Origin of the sequence: Superficieibacter sp. 1612_C1 (genome assembly GCF_015234305.1) — a bacterium.
Taxonomy (GTDB): Bacteria; Pseudomonadota; Gammaproteobacteria; order Enterobacterales; family Enterobacteriaceae; genus Superficieibacter.
Window position 1 is genome coordinate 108,901 of the sequence record NZ_JADGMI010000007.1, and the last position, 25,406, is coordinate 134,306.

24 protein-coding genes and 1 pseudogene are annotated in these 25,406 nt (G+C 53.1%); 7 read left to right on the top strand and 18 right to left on the bottom strand.

Annotation, left to right across the window (positions count from 1 at the left end):
* From INT84_RS21960 to osmE, 8 genes are all read right to left on the bottom strand, one after another.
* Complete coding sequence (locus tag INT84_RS21960) at window positions 1-321, bottom strand: PTS sugar transporter subunit IIB (RefSeq protein ID WP_194208459.1); 321 nt, start codon at window positions 319-321, stop codon at window positions 1-3.
* Window positions 322-627: 306 nt separating this feature from the next.
* Window positions 628-1,386 carry a chitin disaccharide deacetylase gene (gene chbG / locus INT84_RS21965; RefSeq protein ID WP_194208460.1) on the bottom strand — a complete coding sequence of 253 codons (759 nt, stop codon included), beginning with the start codon at window positions 1,384-1,386 and terminating at the stop codon, window positions 628-630.
* Window positions 1,387-1,402: 16 nt separating this feature from the next.
* Window positions 1,403-2,752, bottom strand: coding sequence for a 6-phospho-beta-glucosidase (locus tag INT84_RS21970; RefSeq protein ID WP_194208461.1), 1,350 nt, complete (start codon window positions 2,750-2,752; stop codon window positions 1,403-1,405).
* Between the two features lie 100 nt (window positions 2,753-2,852).
* Entirely contained in the window at window positions 2,853-3,665 is an 813-nt protein-coding gene (gene chbR / locus INT84_RS21975) for a transcriptional regulator ChbR (protein ID WP_194208462.1), read from the bottom strand.
* 33 nt (window positions 3,666-3,698) lie between these two features.
* Window positions 3,699-4,046, bottom strand: a complete 348-nt coding sequence (gene chbA, locus INT84_RS21980; protein ID WP_194208463.1) for a PTS N,N'-diacetylchitobiose transporter subunit IIA — start codon at window positions 4,044-4,046, stop codon at window positions 3,699-3,701.
* 50 nt (window positions 4,047-4,096) lie between these two features.
* Window positions 4,097-5,455, bottom strand: coding sequence for a PTS N,N'-diacetylchitobiose transporter subunit IIC (gene chbC, locus INT84_RS21985; RefSeq protein WP_194208464.1), 1,359 nt, complete (start codon window positions 5,453-5,455; stop codon window positions 4,097-4,099).
* 81 nt (window positions 5,456-5,536) lie between these two features.
* Complete coding sequence (locus INT84_RS21990; RefSeq protein ID WP_194208465.1) at window positions 5,537-5,857, bottom strand: PTS sugar transporter subunit IIB; 321 nt, start codon at window positions 5,855-5,857, stop codon at window positions 5,537-5,539.
* A gap of 285 nt (window positions 5,858-6,142) precedes the next feature.
* Window positions 6,143-6,484 carry an osmotically-inducible lipoprotein OsmE gene (osmE, locus tag INT84_RS21995; RefSeq protein WP_176918208.1) on the bottom strand — a complete coding sequence of 114 codons (342 nt, stop codon included), beginning with the start codon at window positions 6,482-6,484 and terminating at the stop codon, window positions 6,143-6,145.
* A gap of 241 nt (window positions 6,485-6,725) precedes the next feature.
* Here osmE and nadE point away from each other — a divergent pair, with 241 nt between their 5' ends.
* Window positions 6,726-7,553 (top strand): ammonia-dependent NAD(+) synthetase, encoded by an 828-nt coding sequence (gene nadE / locus INT84_RS22000; RefSeq protein ID WP_194208466.1) that lies wholly within the window; start codon window positions 6,726-6,728, stop codon window positions 7,551-7,553.
* A 102-nt stretch (window positions 7,554-7,655) separates the two neighbouring features.
* Window positions 7,656-8,525: an excinuclease Cho gene (cho, locus tag INT84_RS22005; protein WP_194208467.1), complete on the top strand. Its 870-nt coding sequence runs from the start codon at window positions 7,656-7,658 to the stop codon at window positions 8,523-8,525.
* Here cho and ves read toward each other — a convergent pair.
* The 7 genes from ves to INT84_RS22040 all read right to left on the bottom strand — a co-directional run bounded on the left by ves (window position 8,511) and on the right by INT84_RS22040 (window position 16,192).
* The gene (ves, locus tag INT84_RS22010; protein ID WP_176918310.1) at window positions 8,511-9,068 is read right to left on the bottom strand and encodes an environmental stress-induced protein Ves; all 558 of its coding nucleotides are present in this window, start codon (window positions 9,066-9,068) and stop codon (window positions 8,511-8,513) included. The genes cho and ves overlap by 15 nt on opposite strands.
* A gap of 285 nt (window positions 9,069-9,353) precedes the next feature.
* On the bottom strand, window positions 9,354-9,836 hold the full coding sequence (gene spy / locus INT84_RS22015) for an ATP-independent periplasmic protein-refolding chaperone Spy (protein ID WP_194208468.1): 483 nt from the start codon (window positions 9,834-9,836) through the stop codon (window positions 9,354-9,356).
* Window positions 9,837-10,164: 328 nt separating this feature from the next.
* Window positions 10,165-11,133, bottom strand: a complete 969-nt coding sequence (gene astE, locus INT84_RS22020; RefSeq protein ID WP_194208469.1) for a succinylglutamate desuccinylase — start codon at window positions 11,131-11,133, stop codon at window positions 10,165-10,167.
* Window positions 11,134-11,143: 10 nt separating this feature from the next.
* Complete coding sequence (astB, locus tag INT84_RS22025) at window positions 11,144-12,469, bottom strand: N-succinylarginine dihydrolase (RefSeq protein ID WP_194208470.1); 1,326 nt, start codon at window positions 12,467-12,469, stop codon at window positions 11,144-11,146.
* Window positions 12,466-13,944, bottom strand: a complete 1,479-nt coding sequence (gene astD, locus INT84_RS22030) for a succinylglutamate-semialdehyde dehydrogenase (RefSeq protein WP_194208471.1) — start codon at window positions 13,942-13,944, stop codon at window positions 12,466-12,468. The genes astB and astD overlap by 4 nt, the downstream gene beginning before the upstream one ends.
* Window positions 13,941-14,975, bottom strand: coding sequence for an arginine N-succinyltransferase (astA, locus tag INT84_RS22035; RefSeq protein ID WP_194208472.1), 1,035 nt, complete (start codon window positions 14,973-14,975; stop codon window positions 13,941-13,943). Before astA ends, astD begins: the two co-directional genes overlap by 4 nt.
* Window positions 14,972-16,192 carry an aspartate aminotransferase family protein gene (locus tag INT84_RS22040; protein ID WP_194208473.1) on the bottom strand — a complete coding sequence of 407 codons (1,221 nt, stop codon included), beginning with the start codon at window positions 16,190-16,192 and terminating at the stop codon, window positions 14,972-14,974. Before INT84_RS22040 ends, astA begins: the two co-directional genes overlap by 4 nt.
* Window positions 16,193-16,616: 424 nt before the next feature.
* On the opposite strand from INT84_RS22040, the gene xthA reads away from it, so the two are divergent.
* Window positions 16,617-17,423, top strand: a complete 807-nt coding sequence (xthA, locus tag INT84_RS22045) for an exodeoxyribonuclease III (RefSeq protein ID WP_194208474.1) — start codon at window positions 16,617-16,619, stop codon at window positions 17,421-17,423.
* Entirely contained in the window at window positions 17,423-17,830 is a 408-nt protein-coding gene (locus INT84_RS22050; RefSeq protein WP_194208475.1) for a pyrimidine (deoxy)nucleoside triphosphate diphosphatase, read from the top strand. The genes xthA and INT84_RS22050 overlap by 1 nt, the downstream gene beginning before the upstream one ends.
* On the opposite strand, the gene INT84_RS22055 is transcribed toward INT84_RS22050, so the two are convergent.
* Complete coding sequence (locus INT84_RS22055; protein ID WP_194208476.1) at window positions 17,796-18,071, bottom strand: YnjH family protein; 276 nt, start codon at window positions 18,069-18,071, stop codon at window positions 17,796-17,798. The two genes, INT84_RS22050 and INT84_RS22055, sit on opposite strands and share 35 nt — an antisense overlap.
* Before the next feature lie 224 nt (window positions 18,072-18,295).
* Between INT84_RS22055 and gdhA the strand changes: the two genes are divergently transcribed.
* Window positions 18,296-19,639 (top strand): NADP-specific glutamate dehydrogenase, encoded by a 1,344-nt coding sequence (gene gdhA, locus INT84_RS22060; RefSeq protein ID WP_194208477.1) that lies wholly within the window; start codon window positions 18,296-18,298, stop codon window positions 19,637-19,639.
* A gap of 43 nt (window positions 19,640-19,682) precedes the next feature.
* Here the strand turns inward: gdhA and INT84_RS22065 are convergent, their stop codons facing one another.
* On the bottom strand, window positions 19,683-20,573 hold the full coding sequence (locus INT84_RS22065; protein ID WP_194208478.1) for a LysR family transcriptional regulator: 891 nt from the start codon (window positions 20,571-20,573) through the stop codon (window positions 19,683-19,685).
* Window positions 20,574-20,676: 103 nt separating this feature from the next.
* Here INT84_RS22065 and INT84_RS22070 point away from each other — a divergent pair, with 103 nt between their 5' ends.
* Complete coding sequence (locus INT84_RS22070) at window positions 20,677-21,840, top strand: mandelate racemase/muconate lactonizing enzyme family protein (protein WP_194208479.1); 1,164 nt, start codon at window positions 20,677-20,679, stop codon at window positions 21,838-21,840.
* A 155-nt stretch (window positions 21,841-21,995) separates the two neighbouring features.
* A pseudogene (locus tag INT84_RS22075) lies at window positions 21,996-23,327 on the top strand (MFS transporter).
* Window positions 23,328-23,455: 128 nt separating this feature from the next.
* Here INT84_RS22075 and INT84_RS22080 read toward each other — a convergent pair.
* A complete protein-coding gene (locus tag INT84_RS22080; protein ID WP_194208480.1) occupies window positions 23,456-25,402 on the bottom strand; it encodes a DNA topoisomerase III in 1,947 nt (648 codons plus the stop codon).
* Window positions 25,403-25,406: the final 4 nt, after the last annotated feature.

The following is a 25,406-nucleotide window of genomic DNA, read 5'->3' on the forward strand; positions in this document are numbered from 1 at the left end:
TTATTGCGCAGCAGCTTTTTTAATAGCAGCAACGGCTGCTTTAAGTACACCTAAACCATCGACCTTACCATAAAGCGTTGAATCAATTACTTCAATAGGTTTGTTCGGTAGAATTTTTTGAATATCCTGCAACATGTAGCCAATTTGCGGCCCAAGGAGAATAACATCGGCTTGCGGACCTTTTTCCGCAGCAAATGCTTCAGAAAACGCTTCAATTACGACAGGCACTTCATATTTCTCAGCCTGCGCACGCATTTTGGATACCAATAAAGATGTAGACATCCCCGCAGAGCAAAAAAGATAAATATATTTCTTTTCCATTCTCGCTTCCTCAACTTATGAATTATGTCATCACTGGTCGATGTTTCATTGACCCTACCTCGTTGTGATGACCTCCTGTTTATGAGTCGAGTATACGGCATCTCTTTGGGTCAGAAAAATCCATCCGGGCAAGAAATCATCTCTCATTGACCTCTCGTTATGATTTTCTTCACACTTTACTCAAATAATTCGCGCAATTAAATAAGCATTTGAATCATAAAAAAGCCCGACGGGGATGTCGGGCTTCAGACTGCTGACAAACGTTATACCATTGAATTTGCCTGGCGACGTGGCCGCAGTTTTCTTTTACAGATCGCTGAAGTTTCCCAGCCGGAAGCCCCGCGCGGTTACCGCCGCTTTTAATGACGGCGCTGTCAGCACCTCCAGCTCCTCCAGCCGCGGATAGCAGTATTTGCTCTCCTGCAACGCCTTATCGACAAAACCGGGATGGCACATGACTTCAATTGACCGCTCACCACGCGCAGCGGCGTCGTCCAGAAGAGTGAGAAAAAACGCCTCGTTGACGTTTTCCGCATAGAAGTTGCTGGCAAAGCTGTCGCTGCTGCGCTCGCCGGTGAGCGTAATCGCGTTTTGCGCAACAACTTCACGATCGATACGCACCGGCAGCCCCTTCTCACCGGCAAATTTTGCGACAATGGCATACACCTGGGGGATCAGATGGACGTGATGATGGCTGTCAATATGCGTGGGCGCACGGCCAAAAACATCTAAAAAGCGCTGATACTGGCAGGCCAGTTCGCGCTCAACCTCCTGCGAATTTAACGCTCCCTGCTCAGCCACTTCCCAGACCCATTTCCCCAGCGTGCCGTCACGCGCCAGCGAAGGCATGTCGGTTAAAGGACAACCAAAGCTGAGCACAAAATGCAGCCCGACGCCCAGTTGCGGCGTCTGCGCGCTCAGTTCTGCGGCATGCTCCACCGCAGGCGCGTTCATCATCGCGGTGGTGGAGGTCACCACGCCATGACGCGCGGCCTCGATGATGCCGTAGTTAACGCCTTTGCTTAATCCAAAGTCATCAGCGTTGACGATCAATAAACGTTGCACAGGGTGCCTCCTTTCATTACTGCGATGATTTAATGGCGGCAATCGCCTTCGCGAAGCGCGGCAGATGCGCCTCATGCGCCAGCAGCAGTTCGCGTACCAGCACTTCTGCATCGTTGTCGGAACGCATCAGCGGGTTAAGGTTCAGCGCCAGCATCGCGTCGTTAAACACGCCGCTCAGTGCCGCCCTGCTTGCCGCTATTTCGAAACACTTGATGGTGTGGATCAGCCCCAGCACTTTTTCATCAAAATGGGTGATGCGCGGGTGTGGCGTCGCGCCGTTGCGACCCAGCAGGCAGGTCATCTCAACCGTCCAGTCCTGCGGAATATTCTGCACGCTTCCCTGATGCGGAATATTGATGTAGTGCTCAGTTTGCTTGTCGTTGTAAATCGCGTTAATCACTTCACAGGCGGCATCGGAGTAGTACGCGCCGCCGCGCTGCTCAAGCTCCGCCGGTTTTACGTTCAGATGGGGATCTTTATACAGTTCGAAAAGCTGTTTTTCGAGCTGCTGGACGACCTGAGCGCGCGCGCCGCCTTTATAGAATTCGCCCATCTCAATCGCCAGCATCTCTTTGTGCTTAAAGTAATACAGCAGATACGAACACGGCAGCAGATTGAGCGAACGGATCAGCCCTTCATTAAACGGCAGGCCAAAGATATTTTTGACGGTTCTGGCGGTCAGCGTACCGGAGGCCACACCGTCGATCAGTTCGGCAAAACGCGACTGGCCGTTGACCAGCACATCTTTAATAAAGACCATATGGTTCAGGCCGAACAGATCGATGGACAGATCGTCGCTCTCTTCCAGTTTCAGCACGTCGTGGACGAACATTTTCATGCCGACCGGCACGTTGCACACGCCGATAAAGCGTTTAAAGTTAGTGTGGCGGTACACCGCCTCGGTCACCATGCCGGCCGGGTTGGTAAAGTTAACGATCCATGCGTTCGGACAAATTTCTTCGACGTCTTTGATAATGTCAAAGATGACCGGAATGGTACGCAGGCCCTTAAACAGACCGCCTGCGCCGTTGGTCTCCTGGCCCAGATAGCCGTGGCTTAGCGGAATACGTTCATCTTTTTCACGCGCTTTCAGCTGGCCGACGCGCAGCTGGGTGGTGACGAAATCCGCACCCTGTAGCGCCTGGCGGCGATCCAGCGTTTTAAAGACTTTTAGCGGCACGCCCGCCTTTTCCACCATCCGTTGACACAGGCTATGAATAATATCGAGCTTTTCCTGACCCTCTTCCACATCCACCAGCCACAATTCGCTTACCGGCAGTTCATGATAGCGCTTAATAAAACCTTCCAGTAATTCCGGCGTGTAGCTACTGCCACCACCAATAGTGACAACTTTTAAACTTTTCATATAAAACCCCGTTCAGTAAATGATCGCCGTGATTAATAGATTCACGGAATCCATAACTGTGAATTGATAATTTAAATAAATTCCTGCGCGGTAGTATTAATTAGCTACCACAATGCTTTTTGCGATAAGCCCCCGGCGTAAACGCCGTTAACTTTTTAAAAGTCTTAATAAAAATACAGGGACTGCTAAACCCGGCGTCATAAGCAATATCGGCCACCGAGAAATTGGTGGTTTCAAGCTGCTTCTTGCAAAAATTAATCCGGATATCGTTAATAATTTGCACCGGCGTCTTGTTGTAATACTTTTGCGTGGAGCGCGTGAGATACGCCTGACTCTTACCGGAAATCGTAATCATCTTCTCCAGCGCGTTCTCACCAAACATGGTTTTATCATGCATCTCCTTCACGGTTCGCCTCAGCCAGAGGGGGATATCATCATCTTCCACCTGCTCTTTATAATGCTGTAAACGGTTAACAATATAAAACGTCAACAGCTTATTGAACTCATCGAATTCATCATCGCGAAAATTTAGCGAGGCAATGGTTGACTCAATGTAGGTGAGAAACTCTTTCTTAATATGATACTTTTGCGAGGCGACAAAGCAAAAAGGTAACAGGTACAGGTAATGCTCATCAAAAAATGAACGGCTGATCCCCATATTTAAAATACGCGTCATACCAAATTCATAAAAGGTTTGATGGTGCGAACCAATGGGAACGAAGACAAAATCCCCTCGCTCCAGCAGTACCCGTTTACCATTGATCTCCTGATAACAGTTTCCCGTCAGAACAATGGTAAACTCGTAATAGTCATGCTGATGTAATCCACTGACGCTTTCAACCTTATCAAGAATGAATATATGAAAATCTTCACTGTTCAAAAATTGACTTGCGCGTACCGTTTGGATTTCCATCGCACTCTCCTGTTACCCGGTATTCTTTACAGCCTATTGTATTTTCTCATGCAGCTCAATCAGCTCGGCAATCAGCTCGCGGGCCAGCATCGACGTCATCAGGTGATCCTGGGCATGCACCAGCACCAGGCTCACTTTCATTTTGCCCTGCCCCTGATCGCCCTCAATCAATTGAGTCTGTACGCGATGCGCTTCGTTCAGCGCCAGCTTTGATTGCGACATCAGCTCCCGGGCCGCGGCAAAATCGCCCTGTTTCGCTTTTTTCAGCGCCGCATAGGCCTGACTACGCGCGGAACCTGAGTTAATAATCAGCCCCATCACCACTTCTTCAAGTTCATCGGCCGTGGTATCGGATTCAACAATCTCTTCCAAATCAAACATACGATCTTTCCTTTCAGCAGGGAGCGGGACTTCTCCCGCTCCGGTGAGGGTTAAAACGACAGGGCGTTCCTGATATCTTCTTCGCTCTCTTCTTCCTCAATCACGGTTTGTGCTTTATTGGAGATGATCACGAACGGCAGATAGAACATCGTTGCTACTCCCAGGTTGAACAGGGCGAGGATCAGTGCACCGATGCTACCGTTAGAGTTAAAGAACGCCCCGAGGCCTGGCGGCATGGTCCATGGCGCAAAGTTGGTTGACGGTGGGATAAGACCCAGCGAGTAAGCCGCCAGCGTGATGCCCGCCAGAATCGGCTGGATCAGTACGAAGGGGATCATCATCAGCGGGTTCATGATAATCGGCATACCGAACAGAATCGGTTCGTTGATATTGAACAGCCCTGACGGCAGCGCCAGTTTCGCCACCTGACGGTGATCCGCCCGGCGTGAGGCGATGAAAATCGCGATAATAAGACCCAGCGTGGCCCCCGTACCGCCGAGGAAAATATACGATTCCAGCATCGGTCCGGTCCAGAAATGGAAGGTTTTACCGGCGGCAATGGCCGCATCTACCGAACCAAACTGGGTGTAGGTCGCCATGTTTTCCATACCCCAGGGACCGAGGATACCGCTGTTCAGCGCGGTCAGTGCCAGCCCGCCGTGGACACCAAAGAACCACAACAGCGCGTTGAATACCACGTAAGCCCAGCCCACCACGTTTCCCATAGAGGCCAGCGGTTTAGAGACGCTATCCATAATGATCTGGTGGAAATTACTGCCGATAAGCGTCAGGCCCCAGGCGATGAAGCCCATAATTAACAGAATAATAAAACCTGGGATCAGCGCAGAGAACGAGCGAGAAACTGACGCAGGCACGCTATCCGGCAATTTGATGACCCAGTTATGGCGCACGATAAAGGTGAAAATTTCTGCGACCACCAGCCCGATAATGATACCGGAAATAATGTTCTGCCCGCCCAGCCAGTTAGCACCGACGGCATAGGCTTCCCCCACGGAAAACGGCGTAACCGTCATAAAAGAGGCGATCGACAATAAACCGGCAGCCAGCGGATCGACTTTACGCTCTTCAGCCAGCGCCATACCGATAAAGAACGGTGTCATCAGCGACATAATACCCAGCGTACCGTTATAAACGCTGCCGCCAATAACCTTGAACCCTTCTAATGTTTGAATCGTCGAAGCGTCAAGTCTTACCCCTAATGAAAAAAAGAATGACCCTTCACCAAAACTCAAGAATACGTTATTAATCAGAACAAACATTGCGCCTGCAAGCGTTAATGGCATTAACCGAATAAAACCATTTTTAATCGCATTAACATGTACCTGCTTGCCTAATTTCACAGCAAAGGGAAGGAGAACCCTTTCAAGTGAATCAATCGCTTTGCTCATAAATAGCATCCTGTAATGCCGCAATACCGGATTGCGGCGATAAAATATGAAATTACTCTTTGACGGGAAAAATAAATAAAATTAATGTACTGCTGCTTTTTTAATAGCTGCGACAGCGGATTTTAATACACCCAATCCATCGACTTTTCCGTACAGAATGGAATCAATCACTTCAACAGGTTTGTTAGGTACGGTAGTTTTAATATCTGGCAACATATAAGCAATTTGTGGCCCGATTAAAATGACATCTGCTTCAGGCCCTTTTTCTGCGGCCAGTGATTCAGGAAATGCTTCAATGATAACCGGCACTTCATATTTTTCTGCCTGAGCACGCATTTTTGATACCAGCAGAGAAGTGGACATCCCTGCGGAACAAAACAAATAAATTTTTTTCTTCTCCATAAAACCCTCCATAATTTTACGAACAAATTTTATACGGCGAATTATTAATCTCAACTTGCCTTTGCAGGCAATTCAAAATGATATTGTTTTGCCTGAGTGAAGTATACGATTTTACGTAGGGGGGTGATAATGCGTAAAGTGCATGAATTGTCTCTCTTTGACCTCATGCTTTGACGACCCTCACATTTCGGTCAAATAATTCGCGATGCTAAAAAAGAATAGCGCAGACAAAAAGAAACCGACACAAGGGCCGGTTTCTTTTTTAACTCAGGCAGAGCAAGGGGGTTACTGCTTCGGAGCCTGGGGATCGGTGTCATACTCGGCACAGGTCTGGTAGCCAGAGTTCAGCACCCGGCCAGCATCATCCAGCGCTACAAAATAAGTTTCTGTTTTACCATCACGTTGCCCCAGGATATAAGTCTGGCACGTACCGCGAGCATGGACCATCGACACTTCAGAAGAAGGACGGCCGGCGATCTGCTGTACCTGCTGACGCGTCATCCCTTTCTTAATATCTTTTACGACTGGCTGTGTAAACTGGTCTTTAGTACGATCATAGGCCGTACAACCAGCCAACATAGTCAGTACTGCCGCTGCACTTAAAATTCCTGCTACGTTCTTGTTCATATTCCGTCCTCTTGTTTATCAGCGTGTTATAAGCCTGGAATACAAATCCAAATTTTTCAACTCGCTTGAGAAAATCCTTTGTCTTTCGGAAATATCCTTAAAAAACAGCAGCGGAGGGCGAAAATGCGCCAATTACCCTCTTCTGCCCGGTCAATTGTTGTCGTTTTACCGCTGAAGAGGTAGGTTTAAGGTATCGTCCAGCAATGTCGATGACATTGCAGAATTTACTTACGGGGGTGACATGGCTCTGCAACAAGAAATTATTCGTGCGCTTGGCGCAAAACCACAGATCGATGCGGAAGAAGAGATTCGCCGCAGCGTGGACTTTCTCAAATCCTACCTGACCACCTATCCCTTCATCAAAACACTGGTCCTCGGGATCAGCGGCGGTCAGGATTCAACCCTTGCCGGAAAACTGAGTCAGATAGCGATTGATGAACTGCGGGCCGAAGGCGGTGGTGAGGATCTGCAATTCATCGCGGTGCGCCTGCCCTATGGCGTGCAGGCTGATGAGCAGGACTGCCAGGACGCCATTGAATTTATTCAGCCCGATCGCGTATTGACGGTCAATATCAAAGGCGCAGTGTTAGCCAGTGAACAGGCATTACGCGATGCAGGCGTTGAACTGAGCGATTTTGTGCGCGGCAATGAAAAAGCCCGTGAGCGCATGAAGGCACAGTACAGCATTGCGGGCATGACCAAAGGGGTGGTGGTGGGCACCGACCATGCCGCCGAAGCGCTGACCGGGTTCTTCACCAAATATGGCGACGGTGGCACGGACATTAATCCACTGTTCCGTTTAAACAAACGTCAGGGTAAGCAGCTGCTGGCGCAGCTTGGCTGCCCGGAACATCTGTATAAGAAACTGCCGACGGCGGATCTGGAAGATGACCGTCCATCTCTGCCCGATGAAGCGGCGCTCGGCGTCACCTATGAAGATATTGACAACTATCTTGAAGGTAAATCGGTGGATGAAGGCACCGCCCGCATTATTGAGGGCTGGTATCTGAAAACCGAACATAAGCGTCGCCCACCAATCACCGTGTTTGACGATTTCTGGAAAAAATAATCGCCTGCGGACCGGGCAGTTTTTCCGGTCCGTTCTTTTCGCCTCTTTTTTCGCCAGATTTAACTTGCTATACTGTATGTGTAAACAGTATCAGGAGTTAATGTGGCAAGGCGTCCCTCAGCCCCGCGCCTCGATTTCGAAGCGGCGGCAATTTATGAATATCCCGAGCATTTACGTCCCTGGCTTGAGGCGCTGCCCAAATTGCCCGGCGTTTATTTTTTCCATGGCGAAAGCGAAGCGATGCCGCTTTACATCGGTAAAAGCATCAATATTCGCAGCCGTGTGCTCTCGCATTTACGCACGCCTGCCGAAGCCGCGATGCTGCGCCAGTCCCGACGTATCACCTGGGTCCGTACCGCAGGTGAAGTGGGCGCGCTACTGCTGGAAGCACAGATGATTAAAGAGCAGCAACCGCTGTTTAATAAACGTCTGCGGCGTAATCGCCAGCTCTGTTCGTTGCTGATGGTGGACGGTAAACCGCAAATCGTTTACGCCCGCGAAGTCGATTTCTCCCATCAGCCGGGGCTGTTTGGTCTTTTTGCCAATCGACGCGCGGCGCTTGGCGCATTACAAAACATCGCCGATGAACACAAGCTATGTTACGGGCTGCTCGGGCTGGAATCCGTGACGCGCGGCCGGGGCTGCTTTCGCTCTGCCCTGCACCGCTGCGCGGGAGCCTGCTGTGGGAAAGAAAGTATCGAAGAACATCATCAGCGGCTGTATGACGCTCTGGCGCGGCTACAGATCGTCTGCTGGCCGTGGCAAGGCCCGGTCGCGATGAAAGAGAGCGGCCCGGATATGACCCAATATCATATTATTGATAACTGGCTGTGGCTGGGATCGGTGAACAGCCCCGACGAGGCGTCGTCGTTAATACGCACGCCTGCCGGGTTCGATCAGGACGGCTATAAAATTCTCTGCAAGCCGCTGATTGCCGGAAATTTCGAAATCAGCGAATTAATGTCCTGGTAGCCAGGTGATCTCGCTGAACAGAAGTTGACCTTCACTTTTGAGTAAGCGCAGGGTATGACATCCGTCCTGCCAGTAAGCACCCTGTTCGGCGGTGAGTAACTTATCGCCGAGCTGCCATGCGCCATTTAAGACGAAAACCACCCCACCGCGCGAAGCAAAGGTGGTGAAGGTACGATCGGCCACCCGGACCTTTGCCTGGCAACGATCGCGACGGGTAATGACGTTGAAGTCCATCGACATATGCCCTTCGGTAAGATGCGCCCGGACTTTGTGCTCGCCGGAAAAGCGAAATGGCTGGAACTGCCGCAGCGTATGCCGGAACGCGTTTCCGGCGTCAAGCGTCATTTCTCCCCCCTCAAGCAGGGTAATCACCCTGTCCGTTCCGGGAATAACCGCAAATTCACCATTCGCGGCAATAGAGGCGATACTGGCCCGCCAGTTGAAGTCGCGTGTGGCCGGAGGAAAACAGCACAGTTCCCGCGTCTCGCCTGCACCGTTACGCCATAAATTGACCGCCATTTTGCGCATATCAAAATAATCCATCATCACTCCTGAAAGGCACAGTGCATATCGCCATGCCGCCTGTTGCTGTCGGCAGCTTTCAATTATTCGTTATTTATCGGCAGCAGAATGACTGGCCTTAGCGCAACGTTATACAAAAATAAAAAAAGTCCGCGATGCGGCGTAAGACCATGATAATGCACCAGCTTCAGGAGAATACCGCGTCGGTAGCCGGTGGCAAGTGATAAAATGAAAAAACCGCCGGGCCTGCCCACGGCCTGTATCAGCTATGGGCAAGACCGGCGGTCTTGAATGTTGTCGGCTGAATTATTCAGCTGGCGGAGCCATTTTACCGTCCGGGGCGTGATGTTCTGTCAGACGCTTCTCAAAATTGGCATTAAACTGTTTTTTCTGTTCCGGGGTCAGAATGTTGTAAATCTTGTTCTGCGCTTCCATTCGGGCCAGCATCTGCGATTTGTGCTGAGCCGCCATTTTGTCGATCTGCGCTTCAGCTTTTGCTTTATCAAAAGTATCGCTGGCGATCAGGTCATGGCTTGCACGCAGCTCTTCAACTGGCGGGCGCTTCATCTCGCTACGCTGGGCTTTCATGATGTCGCGAACCTGCTGTTTCTGCGCGTCGGTCAGATTCAGATCCTTAAACATCATGTCATGATGCGGCCCCATCGGTCCTCTGTGCTGCTGTGCCGTTTTCGCGGTGGTCGCGGCAGTCGTCGTATCAGCAGCATGAGCCAGGTTAGCCGCGCCAAAAGCCAGGGTAGAGGCAACAAACAGAGCAGTTAATTTACGCATAGTTTTATCCTTTCTTACAGTTATTCTTTCGGCGTGTTTGCCGTGTTGACGATATTAACTTTACGCGCTTTATCGTCAATAAGTCAGTGCAAGAGTAAAGCATTGAAAGTATAAAAAACGTTTTATCGCCAATTATGAAGAAAATATGGAAAAAAGATGGAGAGTGATAACAAAAATAAATAATTCGTTGATTACGAAGAGATTATGCAGAAGTATAAAACAGCGGTGATTATTAATAAAGCATTTTGCTCAGATAAATCTGCATTGTTCCTAAAAGGTAAACCCGACCCTCAGTAATATACCGATGCCGGGAATAACACTATTCGCCTCAGAGAATGCGTTTTAACATTAATCCCGCACGCAGACCCGGCGCGACGTCAGGATTGGGGAAAAGAACATATTCTGTCTCATCGCCAACCTGCCAGCGGCGTTCCCCGTCTTCCGCCAGCAGCGTGCCGGGAACAAAGGAGGTGAAATTAAGCGTTTCTGCTGACATGTGCAGGGTGAAATGGCTGTCGTGCCGCGTCAGTTGCTGCACCACCTGATAGCGTAGTGGTTTCGCGTAGCGGGTGTCCGCCAGTTCTCCGGCAAGCAAATGGGTGAGTGCCCGGGCAGTGGTGGCGAAAAGCGACAGATCGTTGTCACCAAACGGCAATGCTTTACCCAGTTCAAGGGTGCAGGCCAGTGCCGCAAAGCGTTCCCCGCTGAAATGGCTGAAGGTGCCGCCCGGATGCTGATGAAAAACCAGTGCCTCCAGTCCGGCGGCCCCCAGCCACTGTAGAAATGACTCATCCCACGGCGTAGCTCTGGCGGGCAGCACGCCAAAACGCAGATGGTGCGAGCCACGGATGGCGGTGTGCAAATCCAGATGCCAGCACTGCGTCCGTTCATCCTCCTGAAAGAAACGGCTGACCGTCTCTTCCAGCAACGCGGCACGCGCGGTTTCATCGCTCGCCGGGAATTGCCGCCAGCGTCCGCCAAACATGCGGTTGAGATCGGCTTGCAGGTAGCGTTTACCTGCCCGTAACGCGGCAGGGTTCCCGAGGATCACCAGCAGCCGCCAGCGCAGCGGGATCTCCCCCGCCATCAATGCCGTAAGAAGATGGTCGACCATTTCGACCGGCGCGGTTTCGTTACCGTGTATTCCGGCTGAGAGCACCAGCGCCCGTGCTACCGGCTGATGCGGTGACAGCTCCAGAATTCCCTCACCCAGCCAGCGCCAGCGGAAATACGGCGTTTCTCCCCGCGTCGCCAGTGGCACCGTGGCCGACAGCGTCGATGCTAAAAAATGCTTCATTTCGCCCCCGTTAGCGCTGGAAGGGATAGACCGAGCCGAGGTGCAGGATCTGCGTCAGGTTGTCCAGCGCTTCACGCCCCTCGCGCAGCAGTTGTGGATCGGCCAGATCGGTCTGCACCAGTTGATCACGGTAATAGCGATCTACCCAGCGGTTTAAGCTGTTGAACAGTTCATCATTCATCATGACGGCCGGATTCACTTTTTGACGCTCTTCTTGCGTCAGAACCACCCGCAGACGCAAACAGGCCGGGCCGCCGCCGTTCGCCATACTTTCGCGCAAATCAAAGACCTTCAGCTCGCTGATGGGATTGTCCTCCGCCAGCAGTCGGGTGAGATAACGCCAGACGCGCGGATTCCGCTGCGACTCCTGCGGCAATACCAGTAGCATTGAGCCATCGTCTTTGCTCAAAAGCTGGCTGTTAAAAAGATAGGTGGCGACAGCTTCATCGACGCTGACTTCACTGGATGGCACCTGAAGCGGCATAAAACCGGGAATGCGCTGGCGCAGCGTCGCCATCAGCGTGGGCTGATCGACAAACGCCTCTTCATGACAGAACAATACCTGTCGATTGCTCACGGCGATCACGTCATTATGAAAAACGCCCTGGTCGATCACCGCCGGATTCTGCCGGGCGAAAATAAGCTGCTGCGGATTGACCTGATTCAGCCGCGCCACCGCCTGACTGGCCTCCAGCGTCTGACGCGCCGGGTAGCGTTCTGGTCGCGCCACGCCGCTCTCTTCCCGTCCGTAAACAAACAGCTGGATGCCGGGCTTTCCATACTCCCCGCCGAGGCGGTTGTGGTTCGCCGCGCCTTCATCGCCAAACAATGCCACCTGCGGCAGCGCGGAATGGATCGCGAACCGGGAGGGATCGGCAAAAATGGCGCGCAGTAACGCTTCGGTGGTTGGCGCTTCGCTGGCGCGGTGAAATTTGTTATTCAGGTTAGCCACCGTCAGGTGAACTTTGCCGTCCAGCGCATCCGCAGAAGGACACACCGTGGCGGCATTCGCCACCCACATCGACGAGGCTGAACTCACTGATGACAGCAGCCACGGAGCCTGCGCAGCGACGGTTTGAATAATCTTTTCATCGCTGCCGCTAAACCCCAGCTGCCGCAACAGCGCAATGTTCGGCCGTTCCTGAGGCGGGATCACCGCCTGCATAAAGCCAGCGTCGGCCAGCGCCTTCATCTTTAATAACCCCTGCTTCGCCGCCAGCTTAGGATTCGACAGTTGCAGGCGATGTTTTGTCGACGCCTGATTACCAAACGAGAGGCCCGCATAATGGTGAGTGGGTCCCACCAGCCCGTCAAAGTTCACTTCCCTGGCGTTCATGACTGTTCCTCGCGGTCAAAATTCAGTCCCGGACTGAGTGTGGCTGGAAGGGTTAACGCAGATGACTCCAGGCTTGCCATCGGCCACGCGCAATAATCGGCGGCATACCACGCCCCGGGCCGGTGATTGCCGGATGCGCCGACGCCGCCGAAGGGCGCGGTGCTGGCTGCGCCGGTCAACGGTTTATTCCAGTTGACGATCCCGGCTCGCGCCTCCAGCAATAGCTGCTCAAACTTTTCCCGTTCGCCGGAGATCAACCCGCTCGCCAGCCCGTAGCGGGTGGCGTTCGCCAGGCGGATGGCATCATTGAAATCGTCATAGCGCCAGACGCACAGTAACGGGCCGAAGACCTCTTCATCCGGGGTAGTTGCCACACCGGTAACATCGACAATTCCCGGCGTCAGCAGCGAGGTACCTGGCTGGAGCAAACGCGGTTCCAGCAACGTCACGCCGCCGTTGTCAACGTGCTGCTTCCACGCCTGAACAACGTGCTGCGCAGCCTGCTCTGAAATCAATCCCCCCATAAACGGCGGTGGCTCGGCATTCCACGCGCCGGGGGTCAGCCGACGGGCAACCTCCACCAGCCGGGTCAGAAAACGATCGCCCTGCTCGCCCCGCTTCACCAGTAGCCGCCGTGCGCAGGTGCAGCGCTGTCCGGCGGTGACAAACGCGGACTGAATAGTGAGATGGACTGCGGCGTCAATATCCGCTGGCTCATCAACGATGAGCGGGTTATTACCGCCCATTTCGAGGGCGAGAATTTTCTGCGGCTGCCCGGCCAGCTGCTGATGCAACTGCGCGCCGGTGGCGGAACTGCCGGTGAATAACAGGCCGTCGATGGCGGCAAGCTGACTGAGCGCAGCTCCGGTCTCCCGGCCGCCCTGTACCAGATTCAGCACGCCGGGAGGTAACCCCGCGTCTTCCCATAGCTTAACCACCGCCTCACCGCTGGCAGGGGTCAACTCGCTGGGTTTAAAAATCACCGTATTGCCTGCCAGCAGCGCGGGCACGATATGGCCGTTCGGCAGATGTCCTGGAAAGTTATAAGGGCCAAAGACCGCCAGCACGCCGTGCGGACGGTGGCGTAACGAGGCCTCGCCGTCCGGCAGATCGGTATGCTGTTCACCGGTGCGAACGTGATACGATTTTACCGAGATCGCAATCTTATTGATCATCGCCGCCACTTCGGTTGCCGCCTCCCAGCGCGGCTTTCCGGTTTCTCTGGCGATGGTTTCCGTTATGGCCGGTTTATGGCTCTCCAGCAGCGAGGCAAATTTTTCAACAATCGCCTGACGGGCACTGAACGGTTGTCTGGCCCAGCCAGCAAACGCCGCGCGTGCCGCGTCCCCGGCCTGACGGACCTGTTCAGCATCGGCATCATAGCCATGCCACACCACTTCGCCTGATACCGGATTGCATTTAACGCGGCGCTCGCCACGACCCGTTACCCAGTCACCGTTGATCCACTGGCTCATTGTTTTTTCTCCTCAGCGCACAGACGCACCACCCGGACACGGTCGCCCGCATGACATTTCAGGGCGTCCATCTGGGCCGCCGTCAGGATCAGCCGCTCACACTGCGGATCGGCCTCAATCAACATGGCACGAAAGTGATGATACTGTTCGTTGGCGACCAGACACATCGGCTGCTCGCCCGGCGCGGCCTGGCCTTCTGCAACCTCCACCAGTCGGCTTTTGCGAATGGCACGCACGCGGTCGATATCGCACTCCAGCGTCGGGCCACCGTCAAAGATGTCGATGTAATCCCGGTAGCGGAAGCCCTCTTTCTCCAGTACCGCACGGGCCGGCGCGGTTTGTGGATGCACCTCGCCAATGACTGCCTGCGCCTCTGGTGACAGAAAATCGGTATAGATAGGATGTCTGGGCATCAGCTCAGCAATAAAGGCTTTTTGCCCGGTGCCGCACAGGTAGTCCGCCCTCGCAAACTCCATCGAAAAAAAGCGCTTGCCGAGACCTTCCCAGAACGGGGAATAGCCGTTGTCGTCAATCACGCCGCGCATTTCGGCAACCACTTTTTCATTGAAGCGGTCGCGAAACGCCGCCATAAACAGAAAGCGGGATTTTGACAACAGATAGCCGTTTCCCTCTTTGCGCCAGGCGGGATCGAGAAACAGGGTGCATAATTCGCTGCTGCCAGTATGGTCATTACTCAAAAAGAGCGCCGGGAGCGCGTTATATACGTTCAGTTCTTTGGAAGCATGAACCAGGGTACCTACACGGTAGTTGTACCAGGGATCGTTTAAGCCAACCGCGACTTCAATGGCACAAATTCCGGCGACGTCGCCGCTGTCAGTCTCTTCCAGCACAAAAACGTACCCCTGCTCGCCACGCTCAATGGTGCCTTGCCAGGTTTGTAGTGAGCGTTCAATACGCGCTGAAAGCGTCGCTTCATCCGCAGGAAGCGAGGTTAAGCCGCCGCCTGTTTTACCGGCCAGCGCCACCAGTGCAGGCAAATCGTCATGGGCAACCGGACGAATGATCATCATGATGAACCTCCTGACACAAAGCGTTCACAGGCGCGGGCAAAGCGGTCAAGACCGGTGGTGATCTCCTCTTCGCTGATGATCAGCGCCGGGGCGAAGCGCACTACGTTGCCACCGGCAATCAGCACCATCAGCCCCTCGTCGGCCGCCAGGTTGCTCAGCTCTTTGGCTCGCCCGGCATAACGTTCGTCGAGCACGCAGCCGATCAGCAGGCCAAGACCACGGATCTGTTTAAAGACGCCGGTTTTCTGACTGATGGCCTGTAACCGTTCGCTGAACCACTGATGGCGCTGCTTCACGCCGTTCAGCACCTCTTCACGGTTAATCAGGGAGAGGACTTCTCCGGCGACCGCGCTGGCCAGCGGATTACCGCCGTAGGTGGTGCCGTGCGTGCCGACGGTCATGACGCTGGCACAGGCGTCGGTTGCCAGCAATGCGCCAATCGGGAAGCCGCCGCCCAGCGCCTTGGCGGTGGTCAGTAAATCAGGCGTGACGCCATAATGCATGTAGGCATACAGCTCGCCGGTACGCCCCACGCCAGACTGCACTTCGTCAAAAATCAGCAGCGCATGATGGCGATCGCACAACTCCCGCAGGCCGCGCAGAAAAGCCGGTTCGGCAGGCACGACGCCGCCCTCGCCCTGAATCGGCTCGACAATCACCGCACAGGTGTCGTCGTTGATCAGCTCGTGTGCCGACGCCAGATCGTTAAATACCGCGTGGCAGATGTCCGGCGGAAGCGGCGCAAAATCCCGCGAATAGGCAGGCTGTCCGCCAGCGGAGACGGTAAACAGGGTGCGGCCGTGAAACGCATTATTAAACGCCACGATACCGCTTTTGTGCGGGCCGACACGATCGTGAGCGTATTTACGTGCCAGCTTGAGCGCCGCCTCATTTGCTTCCGCCCCGGAGTTACAGAAGAAAACCCGATCGGCAAAGGTGGCGTCGATCAGGCGTTTTGCCAGCCGCAGGACCGGTTCATTGGTATACCCGTTGCCGGTATGCCAGAACTTGTCCGCCTGATCTTTCAGGGCCTGATTCAGCGCCGGATGCGCATGTCCCAGCGCGTTGACCGCGATGCCACCCGCAAAATCAATATAGTCCTTGCCCTGCTGATCCCACAGGCGGGAGCCTTCTCCGCGTACCGGAATAAAAGACGCCGGAGCGTAGACAGGCATCATCCATTCATCAAAGTTATTACGCGTTATTGACTGAGACATAGCGACCTCATCCGGTAAATGAAAAGTTTATGAAATGTTAATTTTCATGAGTATTTGCGCTGTAAATGTAGATTGCAGGCATCGTGCCAGCCAGCGAAAAAAATGCATAAAACGGATGAGCTAACGAAATATCAAGGAGTTACAATCCGACGCTATGCACCAATTTTGCATATAAAGTGCATAACTAGTCTGAAAGAGGGTTTTACAGCGCGATAATCAGAAATATTATTCATACGTAAAATATAATTCTGGAAATGTGATCGTCTGCGAAATTTCTCGTAGATTTACGCCTTAAAACGGGGCGTGGTGCACCGGGATCGCGCACAAATTGCACGCTGGCGGATGAGGCGAAGCAATGCCGCGCCATGAAGCATAATTTCTGCTACCATCGCAGCTCTACTCATCCAGCACAGTGGCAGCGACTATGAAATTTGTCTCTTTTAATATCAACGGCCTGCGCGCCCGCCCTCACCAGCTTGCCGCGATTATCGAAAAGCATCAGCCCGATGTCATTGGCCTACAGGAAACCAAGGTCCACGATGATATGTTTCCCCTCGAAGAGGTGGCGAAGCTGGGCTATAACGTGTTTTATCATGGGCAGAAAGGCCATTATGGCGTCGCGTTATTGACCAAAGAGACGCCGGTCTCGGTACGTCGCGGCTTTCCGAATGACGATGAAGAGGCCCAGCGCCGGATTATCATTGCTGAAGTGCCCTCACCGCTGGGCAATGTCACCGTGATTAACGGCTATTTCCCCCAGGGCGAAAGCCGCGATCATCCGCTTAAATTCCCCGCCAAAGCGCAGTTCTATCAGAACCTGCAACATCTGCTGGAGAGCGAACTGAAGAAGGAGGAACCGGTGCTGATTATGGGGGATATGAATATCAGCCCCACCGATCTGGATATCGGCATTGGCGAAGAGAGCCGCAAGCGCTGGCTGCGTGCCGGCAAATGCTCGTTCTTACCGGAAGAGCGCGAGTGGATGCAGCGCCTGCTGGGCTGGGGTCTGGTGGACACCTTCCGTCAGGCGAATCCGGAGAGGACCGGGCAATACTCCTGGTTTGATTATCGCTCAAAAGGCTTTGATGATAATCGCGGTCTGCGCATTGATTTGCTGCTGGCAAGCACCCCGCTGGCCGAACGCTGCGTGGAGACAGGGATTGATTATGAGATCCGCAGCATGGAAAAACCCTCAGACCATGCGCCGGTATGGGCGACGTTTAAGGTTTAATGAAAATTCTCGACGTGGTTGCCGCCATCATTGAACGTGATGGCAAAATTTTGCTCGCTCAGCGATCTGAACAGGCCGATCAGCCGGGGCTTTGGGAGTTTGCGGGCGGAAAAGTGGAGCCAGGCGAAACGCAGCCGCAGGCGCTCGTTCGTGAACTGCGGGAAGAGCTGGGGATCGATGCGACGGTGGGAAGGTATGTCGCCAGCCATCAGCGCGATGTCGCGGGCCGGATGATCCGCCTTCACGCCTGGCACGTCCCGCAGTTTAGCGGTACGTTAACCGCTTATGAACACCAGGCGCTGATCTGGTGTTCCCCTGCGCAGGCGCGGGCTTATCCGCTGGCACCCGCCGACATTCCATTATTAGAAGCGTTTATGCTTTTACGCGCCGCCAGACCAGCGGATTAGTACTGAGGGTCTTTTCATCACGCTGACATTGCAGCAGCACCCCTTCGGTTTTAATCACCGCGCCCTCAGAATAATATTGATCCTGATAGATGCAGCACTGGTTGCAGGGCTGCGCACGTTGACCGCTGGAGCTAAAGACCTCGGGCGGAACATTCACCTCAACATCGGGGCGAATACGCTGGTCTGCCAGCGTACTGGTACTGCTCAGGGCAAAAAGCGCGACAGCGATAATAGTCTTCATATTATTTAATTCCTAAATGTATTTATTGCTTACTATAACCAAAGCCAGATAAATATGCTGTCATCACTTTTTATTATGATGTTCAGGCCATTATAAATTCGCCCTCTGATGGATTTTTTTCTTGCAACCCGCACGGGCGCGAATGTTATAGTCGAAAAGCAGTCACTTTTTTATCGCAACCATAATAACTACAACCCATCACATCATAAGAGGCTCTTATATCTATGGATCAGACACGCTCTCTGGAAACTTTTCTTGCCCGCGTACAGCAGCGCGATCCAGAGCAAAAAGAATTCGCTCAGGCCGTACGTGAAGTTATGACAACGTTGTGGCCGTTCCTGGAACAGAATCCCCGCTATCGCGACATGTCGCTGCTGGAAAGACTGGTCGAACCCGAACGCGTGATCCAGTTCCGCGTGGTGTGGGTTGATGACCGTAACCAGGTTCAGGTCAACCGTGCCTGGCGCGTGCAGTTCAGCTCTGCCATCGGCCCTTTTAAAGGCGGTATGCGCTTCCACCCGACCGTTAACCTGTCCATTCTGAAATTCCTCGGCTTTGAACAGACGTTCAAAAATGCGCTGACTACCCTGCCGATGGGCGGCGGTAAAGGCGGTAGCGATTTCGATCCAAAAGGAAAAAGCGATGGTGAAGTGATGCGCTTCTGCCAGGCGCTGATGACCGAATTATATCGCCACCTGGGCCCGGATACTGACGTACCGGCAGGCGATATCGGCGTGGGCGGCCGTGAAGTCGGCTTTATGGCCGGGATGATGAAAAAGCTCTCCAACAATACCGCCTGCGTATTTACCGGCAAAGGCCTCTCGTTTGGCGGCAGCCTGATCCGTCCGGAAGCGACCGGCTACGGGCTGGTGTACTTTACCGATGCGATGCTGAAGCGTCATGGTCTCGGTTTCGAAGGCATGCGCGTCGCAGTGTCCGGTTCCGGCAACGTCGCGCAGTATGCGATTGAAAAAGCCATGTCGCTGGGCGCGCGCGTCATTACCGCCTCTGACTCCAGCGGCACGGTCGTCGATGAAGCGGGCTTTACCGCTGAAAAACTGGCACGTCTGGTGGAAATTAAAGCCAGCCGCGATGGCCGCGTAGCCGCCTACGCGAAAGAGTTTGGCTTAACCTACCTCGAAGGCCAGCAGCCCTGGAACGTCCCGGTAGACATCGCCCTGCCGTGCGCCACTCAGAACGAACTGGATGTGGATGCGGCTCGCCAGCTTATCGCCAACGGCGTGAAAGCGGTGGCGGAAGGTGCCAACATGCCGACCACCATTGAGGCGACCGATCTGTTCCTGGACGCCGGTGTCCTGTTTGCACCGGGCAAAGCGGCCAACGCAGGCGGCGTGGCGACGTCGGGTCTGGAAATGGCGCAGAACGCAGCGCGTATGGGCTGGAAAGCTGAGAAAGTGGATGCCCGCCTGCACCATATTATGCTGGATATTCACCACGCCTGCGTCGAATACGGCGGTGAAGGCAAGCAGACGCATTACGTGCGCGGCGCGAATATCGCTGGCTTTGTGAAAGTGGCCGACGCGATGCTGGCGCAGGGCGTGATTTGATTGCCCTCGGGCTGGCAGCAAAAGTCGCCAGCCCGACCTGCATTTATTGCGCAGCAGCCTCTTTTATCGTTTGCAATATCACCTTAAAGGCCGGGTTATCATTCTCTTCATGCCATGCCAGATAAAGCTGGCTTTCAATCCCCGCAGGCAGTTCAATATCGCGAAAGACAATGTCGTCGAAACGGATCGCGCTGGCGCTTTTAGGGATTAACGCTACGCCCATTCCGGAATTAACCAGAGAAAGAATGGTAACGGTTGAGCCAATATGCTGCACATATTTTGGCTGAATATTACTTAGACGAAACATTCCTGCTAATAATTCATAGAACGGTAGCCACGCTGAAGGTGAATACATAATAAAGGGCTGTTTATCCAGATGCGCCAGCGTCAGTTGCCCGAGGCTCGCCAGTGAGTGTGTTCCAGGAACAGCCAGAACAAAAGGTTCTCTGACAAAGCCTTCGGTTTTAATTCCTCCCGGCGCGCCCTCTGCACGAACGATCCCGAGATCGCTTTGCCGCAGGCGCAAGGCTTCAAATTGCTCGCCAGTCGACATTTCTTTAAGCGCAATTTCAATCTGCGGAAAACAGCGTCTTCCTTCAGCAATCACCTTTGGCAAAAATTCATATACGGCACTGGAAACAAAACTCAACGTAATGCTTCCCATCTCCCCCTGCGCCACACGTCGGGCATTAAATGTTGCCGTATGCGCGCGCTGCAATAAATCCTGCGCCTCAATAAAAAATCGCCGCCCTGCTGCCGTCATCACCACCGAGCGCGTCGAGCGTTCAAAGAGTTCCACGCCAAGCTGATGCTCAAGTAACTGAATCTGCCTGCTCAACGGAGGCTGAGTCATATTGAGCCGTTTCGCCGCGCGGGAAAAATTCAATTCGGTGGCCACGGCCATAAAAAAACGTAGCTGACTTAACTCAAACATTTATACAACCTTTGTATAAATTGATTCTTTAATTGAATTAGACAGTATGAACCGTTCGGCGCAATCTGGTAAAGGTCCGATTCAATAACAAAAAGGTCTTACTATGACGCTGTTACACCCTACATCTCCTGGCACTGCCGATCGTATTCGCTGGATAAAACTCTCCTCTATTACTGTACCGCTGACAACGGTAGTCAGCGACGCAAAAGTTCTTACCGGCAGACAAAATGCCTTAAAAGATGTCGCTTTGCTGCTTGCTGAAATTGAAACTGAAGAAGGACATCACGGTCTGGGTTTTACCTATACTCTGCGCACCGGTGGCCCTGCACAGTTTGCTCACGCACGTGAAATCGCTCCTCTACTGATTGGCGAAGATCCTAATGATATCTCTCGACTCTGGAATAAGATGGTATGGGCTGGAGCCTCTATTGGTCGTAGCGGGCTTGGTCCACAAGCCATCGCGGCGTTCGATACTGCATTGTGGGACCTGAAAGCCAGGCGAGCCAATCTCTCGCTGGCAAAGCTGCTCGGTTCACAGCGTGACGCCGTACGTTGTTACAATACATCAGGCGGATATTTACAGGCTTCTGTTGATGAGATTATCGAAAAATCAACGGCTTCACTGGAGAAAGGGATCGGCGGTATCAAGATGAAAGTCGGCCATCCCGATCGCCATATCGATCTGGCGCGCGTTACCGCTATTCGCAAACACCTGGGCGATGATGTTCCGTTGATGGTGGACGTCAATCAGCAATGGGATCGTACGACCGCATTGCGAATGGGCCGCATTCTGGAACAATTTAACTTACAGTGGATTGAAGAGCCGCTGGACGCATGGGATGTGGAAGGACATCGGATGCTGTCTTCGCAGCTTGATACGCCGATCGGCACGGGTGAAATGCTTACCAGCGCACGCGAGGTAACTGACTTTATTCGCCAGAACGCGGTGGATGTGGTTATGCATGACGCCCCCCGCGTCGGGGGCATTACGCCATTCCTGAGAGTTCAGCAGATGGCAGAAGAGTATGGCCTGATGATGGCACCGCATTTTGTTATGGAAATTCATTTACATCTTGCGGCTGCTTATGCTCATGAAACCTGGGTTGAACATTTTGAGTGGCTGGAACCGGTATTTAATGAGCGCATTGACATTCGTGACGGAAAAATGATTGTCCCTTCCCGGCCGGGTCTCGGTTTAACGCTGCACGAACAGACTGCTGCATGGACAGTCGCCACTTTCGAAACAGGAGGTAAATCATTTAACTGATTCTGTGATATAGCCTGTCAGGACTAGCAATATTTTTTAGTTATACCATTGAGGAAAATATTCCCTCTGGGGATGTATTTTTGCATCCCCAATTTATTTTCCCTCTTATAACAATAACGTCCAACAACAATATCTACCTTTATCCGAGGTATCCTATGAGTCAACACACGCCATTTATCAAACCCAAGAATCGAACGCGTTACATTATATTGTTAATTGTATTTTTTATTACCACTGTCAATTATGCTGACCGCGCAACTCTATCTATTGCTGGCAGCGAAGTTGCTCGCGAGTTAAACTTTGATCCTGGAAGTATGGGGGTAATATTTTCTGCTTTCGGCTGGGCATATTTAATTATGCAGATTCCAGGCGGCTGGTTGCTTGATCGCTACGGTTCAAAAAAAGTGTATACCTGGAGCCTTTTCTTCTGGTCTTTGTTTACTTTTTTTCAGGGCTTCATCGAATTTGTACCAGTAGCGTCAATGGCAGTCACGCTTTTTATTCTGCGTTTTATGCTGGGTTTTTCTGAAGCGCCGTCATTCCCGGCTAATGCACGCATCGTTGCAGCATGGTTTCCCATACAGGAACGAGCAACGGCCTCAGCCTGCTTTAATGCAGGGCAATATTTTGCGCTGGCGCTATTTTCCCCTCTGTTAGGCTGGCTTACCTGAGCGTGGGGCTGGCAACATGTTTTTACCGTTATGGGCGCTATCGGTTTCATACTGACTTTTATCTGGATTAAGTATGTGCATAATCCAGCCGAGCACCCTCGAATGTCGCAAAGTGAGCTGGATTATCTTATTCGTGGCGGCGCGATTATCGATATGGATGTGAAAAGCTCGCACAAAAATAATACCGGCTCTGGCTGGCTGTCGATAAAACAGATGCTGCGTAACCGAATGCTCATGGGCGTTTTTCTTGGGCAATATTTTATCAATACGATTACCTGGTTTTTTCTCACCTGGTTCCCTGTGTATTTAGTACAGGAACGTGGAATGTCTATCCTTAAAGTAGGCTTTATTGCTTCGATTCCGGCAATTTGTGGTTTTATCGGTGGAATTTCAGGTGGCCTGTGCTCCGACTGGCTTTTAAAACGAGGTCTGAGTCTCACCGCTGCGCGGAAAATTCCCATTGTTGCAGGTATGCTGCTTGCCACTTCGCTGATACTTTGCAATTACACCGACAGCGAGACGCTGGTGGTAATGCTGATGGCATTGGCGTTTTTTGGCAAGGGTTTCGGCGCGCTGGGCTGGACAGTCATTTCCGATATGGCACCAAAAGAAGCTGCTGGCATGTGTGGGGGGATATTCAACGCTTTCGGTAATATAGCGTCTATCATGACGCCGCTGGTTATTGGTTATCTGGTTAAAGAACTGCATTCATTTAACGGAGCCCTGATTTTCGTCAGTGCTTCCGCTGTTGCCGCTATGCTCTGTTATTTGTTCATGGTGGGCAAGATTACCCGCGTGGAGTTGTGCAAAGCATAATCGCGCCGCCAACAGATTTCTATCTCTTATATTTATCCGGGATATCGCCCAAAATCGGCGGGAATAATATCAGGGTTAAAAAAAACGCCTTTGAGCGATATACCCTCGAAGGCGTTTTTCAGAATAGATTAAGACGTGGCGGCGTCTGCGCCTTTATCGGACGACGCCGCTTTTTTGCTGCTGCGTTTACGGAAGGTTTTTTTCTTATCCGCACCCGGCGCAACAATGCCCCGGAACTGACGTACCGGCGTGCTGCGGGCCTGGTGAATCAGGTCATGAAGAGTGCCAACCAGCGGCTGCATAAAATCCTGATAGCGGCACTGTTTTTCACTGATTTGCGTCAGCACCGACTCCCAGTGCGCGGTCATATCTGGCCGTGCCGCCATTTCGGGCAGAGAGTGGATCAGCGCGCGCCCCGCTTCCGTTGAATGAATATAACGCCCCTGCTTATGCAAGAAACTGCGCTTAAATAGCAGTTCGATGATGCCGGCTCGGGTGGCTTCGGTGCCAAGGCCATCGGTGGCGCGCAGGATCTTCTTCAGATCTTTATCCTGCACAAAACGGGCGATCCCGGTCATGGCGGAAAGCAGCGTGGCATCGGTAAAGTGGCGCGGCGGCTGGGTTTGCCGCTCGACGACCTCGCCTTTTTCACACAACAGCTCATCGCCTTTAGCAACCACCGGCAGCGGCGTGCCGTCGTTCTCTTCATCTCGCTCTTTCGAACCCAGCAGCGTGCGCCAGCCCGCATCGGCCAGAAAACGCGCTTTGGCAACGAATTTGCCGTTAGCAATTTCCAGTTCAATGACGCATTTGCGGAACACGGCATCCGGGCAAAATTGCATCAGATACTGGCGGGCAATCAGACCGTACACCTTCGCCTCATTGTCGTTAAGATTGACGGAGGAACTGCGCGCTGTCGGGATGATCGCATGGTGGGCATCCACCTTTTTATCATCCCAGCAGCGGTTGCGTTTGTTCGGATCGACCACCGGCTGCGGCAGCAGGTCCGGCGCATGAACACCGATGGCGTTCATTACCGCCTGACGTCCGGCGAAATGCTCTTCCGGCAGATAGCGACTGTCTGAACGCGGGTAGGTAATCAGCTTGTGGGTTTCATAGAGCTTCTGGCAGATATCCAGCACGTTCTGCGCACTGAGGTTGAAACGTCTGGCGGCCTCAATTTGCAGCGATGAAAGAGAAAACGGCAGCGGCGCGGGTTCTGATTCCCGTTTATCGTTATACGAGGTGACAATGGCGGGCTGCCCGGCGATCCGGTTCACCACGTGATCGGCCAGCGGACGGTGCAGCAGACGCCCCTCTTCATCCTGATACGGTTCGCAGGCTTCGCTGGGTTGCCAGAGCGCGGTAAAGCGCTCGTCCTTTGGCGTGACGATATGCGCTTTGACATCGAAAAAGTCTTTGGCGACGAAGTTTTCAATTTCCTCATCGCGTCTGACCACCAGCCCGAGCACCGGCGTTTGCACCCGTCCGACAGAAAGTACGCCCTGATAGCCCGCGTTGCGTCCGAGAATGGTGTAAGCGCGGGTCATATTGATACCGTACAGCCAGTCGGCCCTTGCCCGCGCCAGGGCAGAGACGCACAGCGGAATAAACTCGCTGTTGGCACGCAGGCGTGAAATGGCACGCTCGACGGCCTGCGGGTTGAGATCGTTAATCAGGCAGCGCTGCACCTGCTGACGCTTTGCCGGGGCGAGTTGCAGGTAGTCCAGCACCTCGTCCACCAGCAGTTGCCCTTCACGATCCGGGTCACCCGCGTGGATCACCTCTTCGGCCTCGTGCAGAAAATGCTTAATCACGTTGAGCTGCTTCGTTACCGACGGTCGCGGCTGGAGCTGCCACTTTTCGGGCACGATAGGCAGATCGCTCAGATTCCAGCGCGCGTAGCGGCCATCGTAGGCGTCAGGCTGCGCCTGCTCGAGTAGATGGCCGATACACCAGGTCACTACCTGACCATTTCCGCACTCAATAAAGCCATCGCCCTTGCGATGCGGCTTAGGCAGCACATCCGCAATCGCCCGGCCGAGGCTTGGTTTTTCCGCAATAAACAGCCGCATCGAC

Excerpts from the sequence above, each read along its gene's own strand:
- INT84_RS21960 (WP_194208459.1), bottom strand. The coding sequence starts at position 321 with ATGGAAAAGAAATATATTTATCTTTTTTGCTCTGCGGGGATGTCTACA.
- INT84_RS21970 (WP_194208461.1), bottom strand. The coding sequence starts at position 2,752 with ATGAAAAGTTTAAAAGTTGTCACTATTGGTGGTGGCAGTAGCTACACG.
- chbR (WP_194208462.1), bottom strand. The coding sequence starts at position 3,665 with ATGGAAATCCAAACGGTACGCGCAAGTCAATTTTTGAACAGTGAAGAT.
- chbA (WP_194208463.1), bottom strand. The coding sequence starts at position 4,046 with ATGTTTGATTTGGAAGAGATTGTTGAATCCGATACCACGGCCGATGAA.
- chbC (WP_194208464.1), bottom strand. The coding sequence starts at position 5,455 with ATGAGCAAAGCGATTGATTCACTTGAAAGGGTTCTCCTTCCCTTTGCT.
- INT84_RS21990 (WP_194208465.1), bottom strand. The coding sequence starts at position 5,857 with ATGGAGAAGAAAAAAATTTATTTGTTTTGTTCCGCAGGGATGTCCACT.
- osmE (WP_176918208.1), bottom strand. The coding sequence starts at position 6,484 with ATGAACAAGAACGTAGCAGGAATTTTAAGTGCAGCGGCAGTACTGACT.
- nadE (WP_194208466.1), top strand. The coding sequence starts at position 6,726 with ATGGCTCTGCAACAAGAAATTATTCGTGCGCTTGGCGCAAAACCACAG.
- ves (WP_176918310.1), bottom strand. The coding sequence starts at position 9,068 with ATGGATTATTTTGATATGCGCAAAATGGCGGTCAATTTATGGCGTAAC.
- spy (WP_194208468.1), bottom strand. The coding sequence starts at position 9,836 with ATGCGTAAATTAACTGCTCTGTTTGTTGCCTCTACCCTGGCTTTTGGC.
- astE (WP_194208469.1), bottom strand. The coding sequence starts at position 11,133 with ATGAAGCATTTTTTAGCATCGACGCTGTCGGCCACGGTGCCACTGGCG.
- astB (WP_194208470.1), bottom strand. The coding sequence starts at position 12,469 with ATGAACGCCAGGGAAGTGAACTTTGACGGGCTGGTGGGACCCACTCAC.
- astD (WP_194208471.1), bottom strand. The coding sequence starts at position 13,944 with ATGAGCCAGTGGATCAACGGTGACTGGGTAACGGGTCGTGGCGAGCGC.
- astA (WP_194208472.1), bottom strand. The coding sequence starts at position 14,975 with ATGATGATCATTCGTCCGGTTGCCCATGACGATTTGCCTGCACTGGTG.
- INT84_RS22040 (WP_194208473.1), bottom strand. The coding sequence starts at position 16,192 with ATGTCTCAGTCAATAACGCGTAATAACTTTGATGAATGGATGATGCCT.
- xthA (WP_194208474.1), top strand. The coding sequence starts at position 16,617 with ATGAAATTTGTCTCTTTTAATATCAACGGCCTGCGCGCCCGCCCTCAC.
- INT84_RS22050 (WP_194208475.1), top strand. The coding sequence starts at position 17,423 with ATGAAAATTCTCGACGTGGTTGCCGCCATCATTGAACGTGATGGCAAA.
- INT84_RS22055 (WP_194208476.1), bottom strand. The coding sequence starts at position 18,071 with ATGAAGACTATTATCGCTGTCGCGCTTTTTGCCCTGAGCAGTACCAGT.
- gdhA (WP_194208477.1), top strand. The coding sequence starts at position 18,296 with ATGGATCAGACACGCTCTCTGGAAACTTTTCTTGCCCGCGTACAGCAG.
- INT84_RS22065 (WP_194208478.1), bottom strand. The coding sequence starts at position 20,573 with ATGTTTGAGTTAAGTCAGCTACGTTTTTTTATGGCCGTGGCCACCGAA.
- INT84_RS22070 (WP_194208479.1), top strand. The coding sequence starts at position 20,677 with ATGACGCTGTTACACCCTACATCTCCTGGCACTGCCGATCGTATTCGC.
- INT84_RS22080 (WP_194208480.1), bottom strand. The coding sequence starts at position 25,402 with ATGCGGCTGTTTATTGCGGAAAAACCAAGCCTCGGCCGGGCGATTGCG.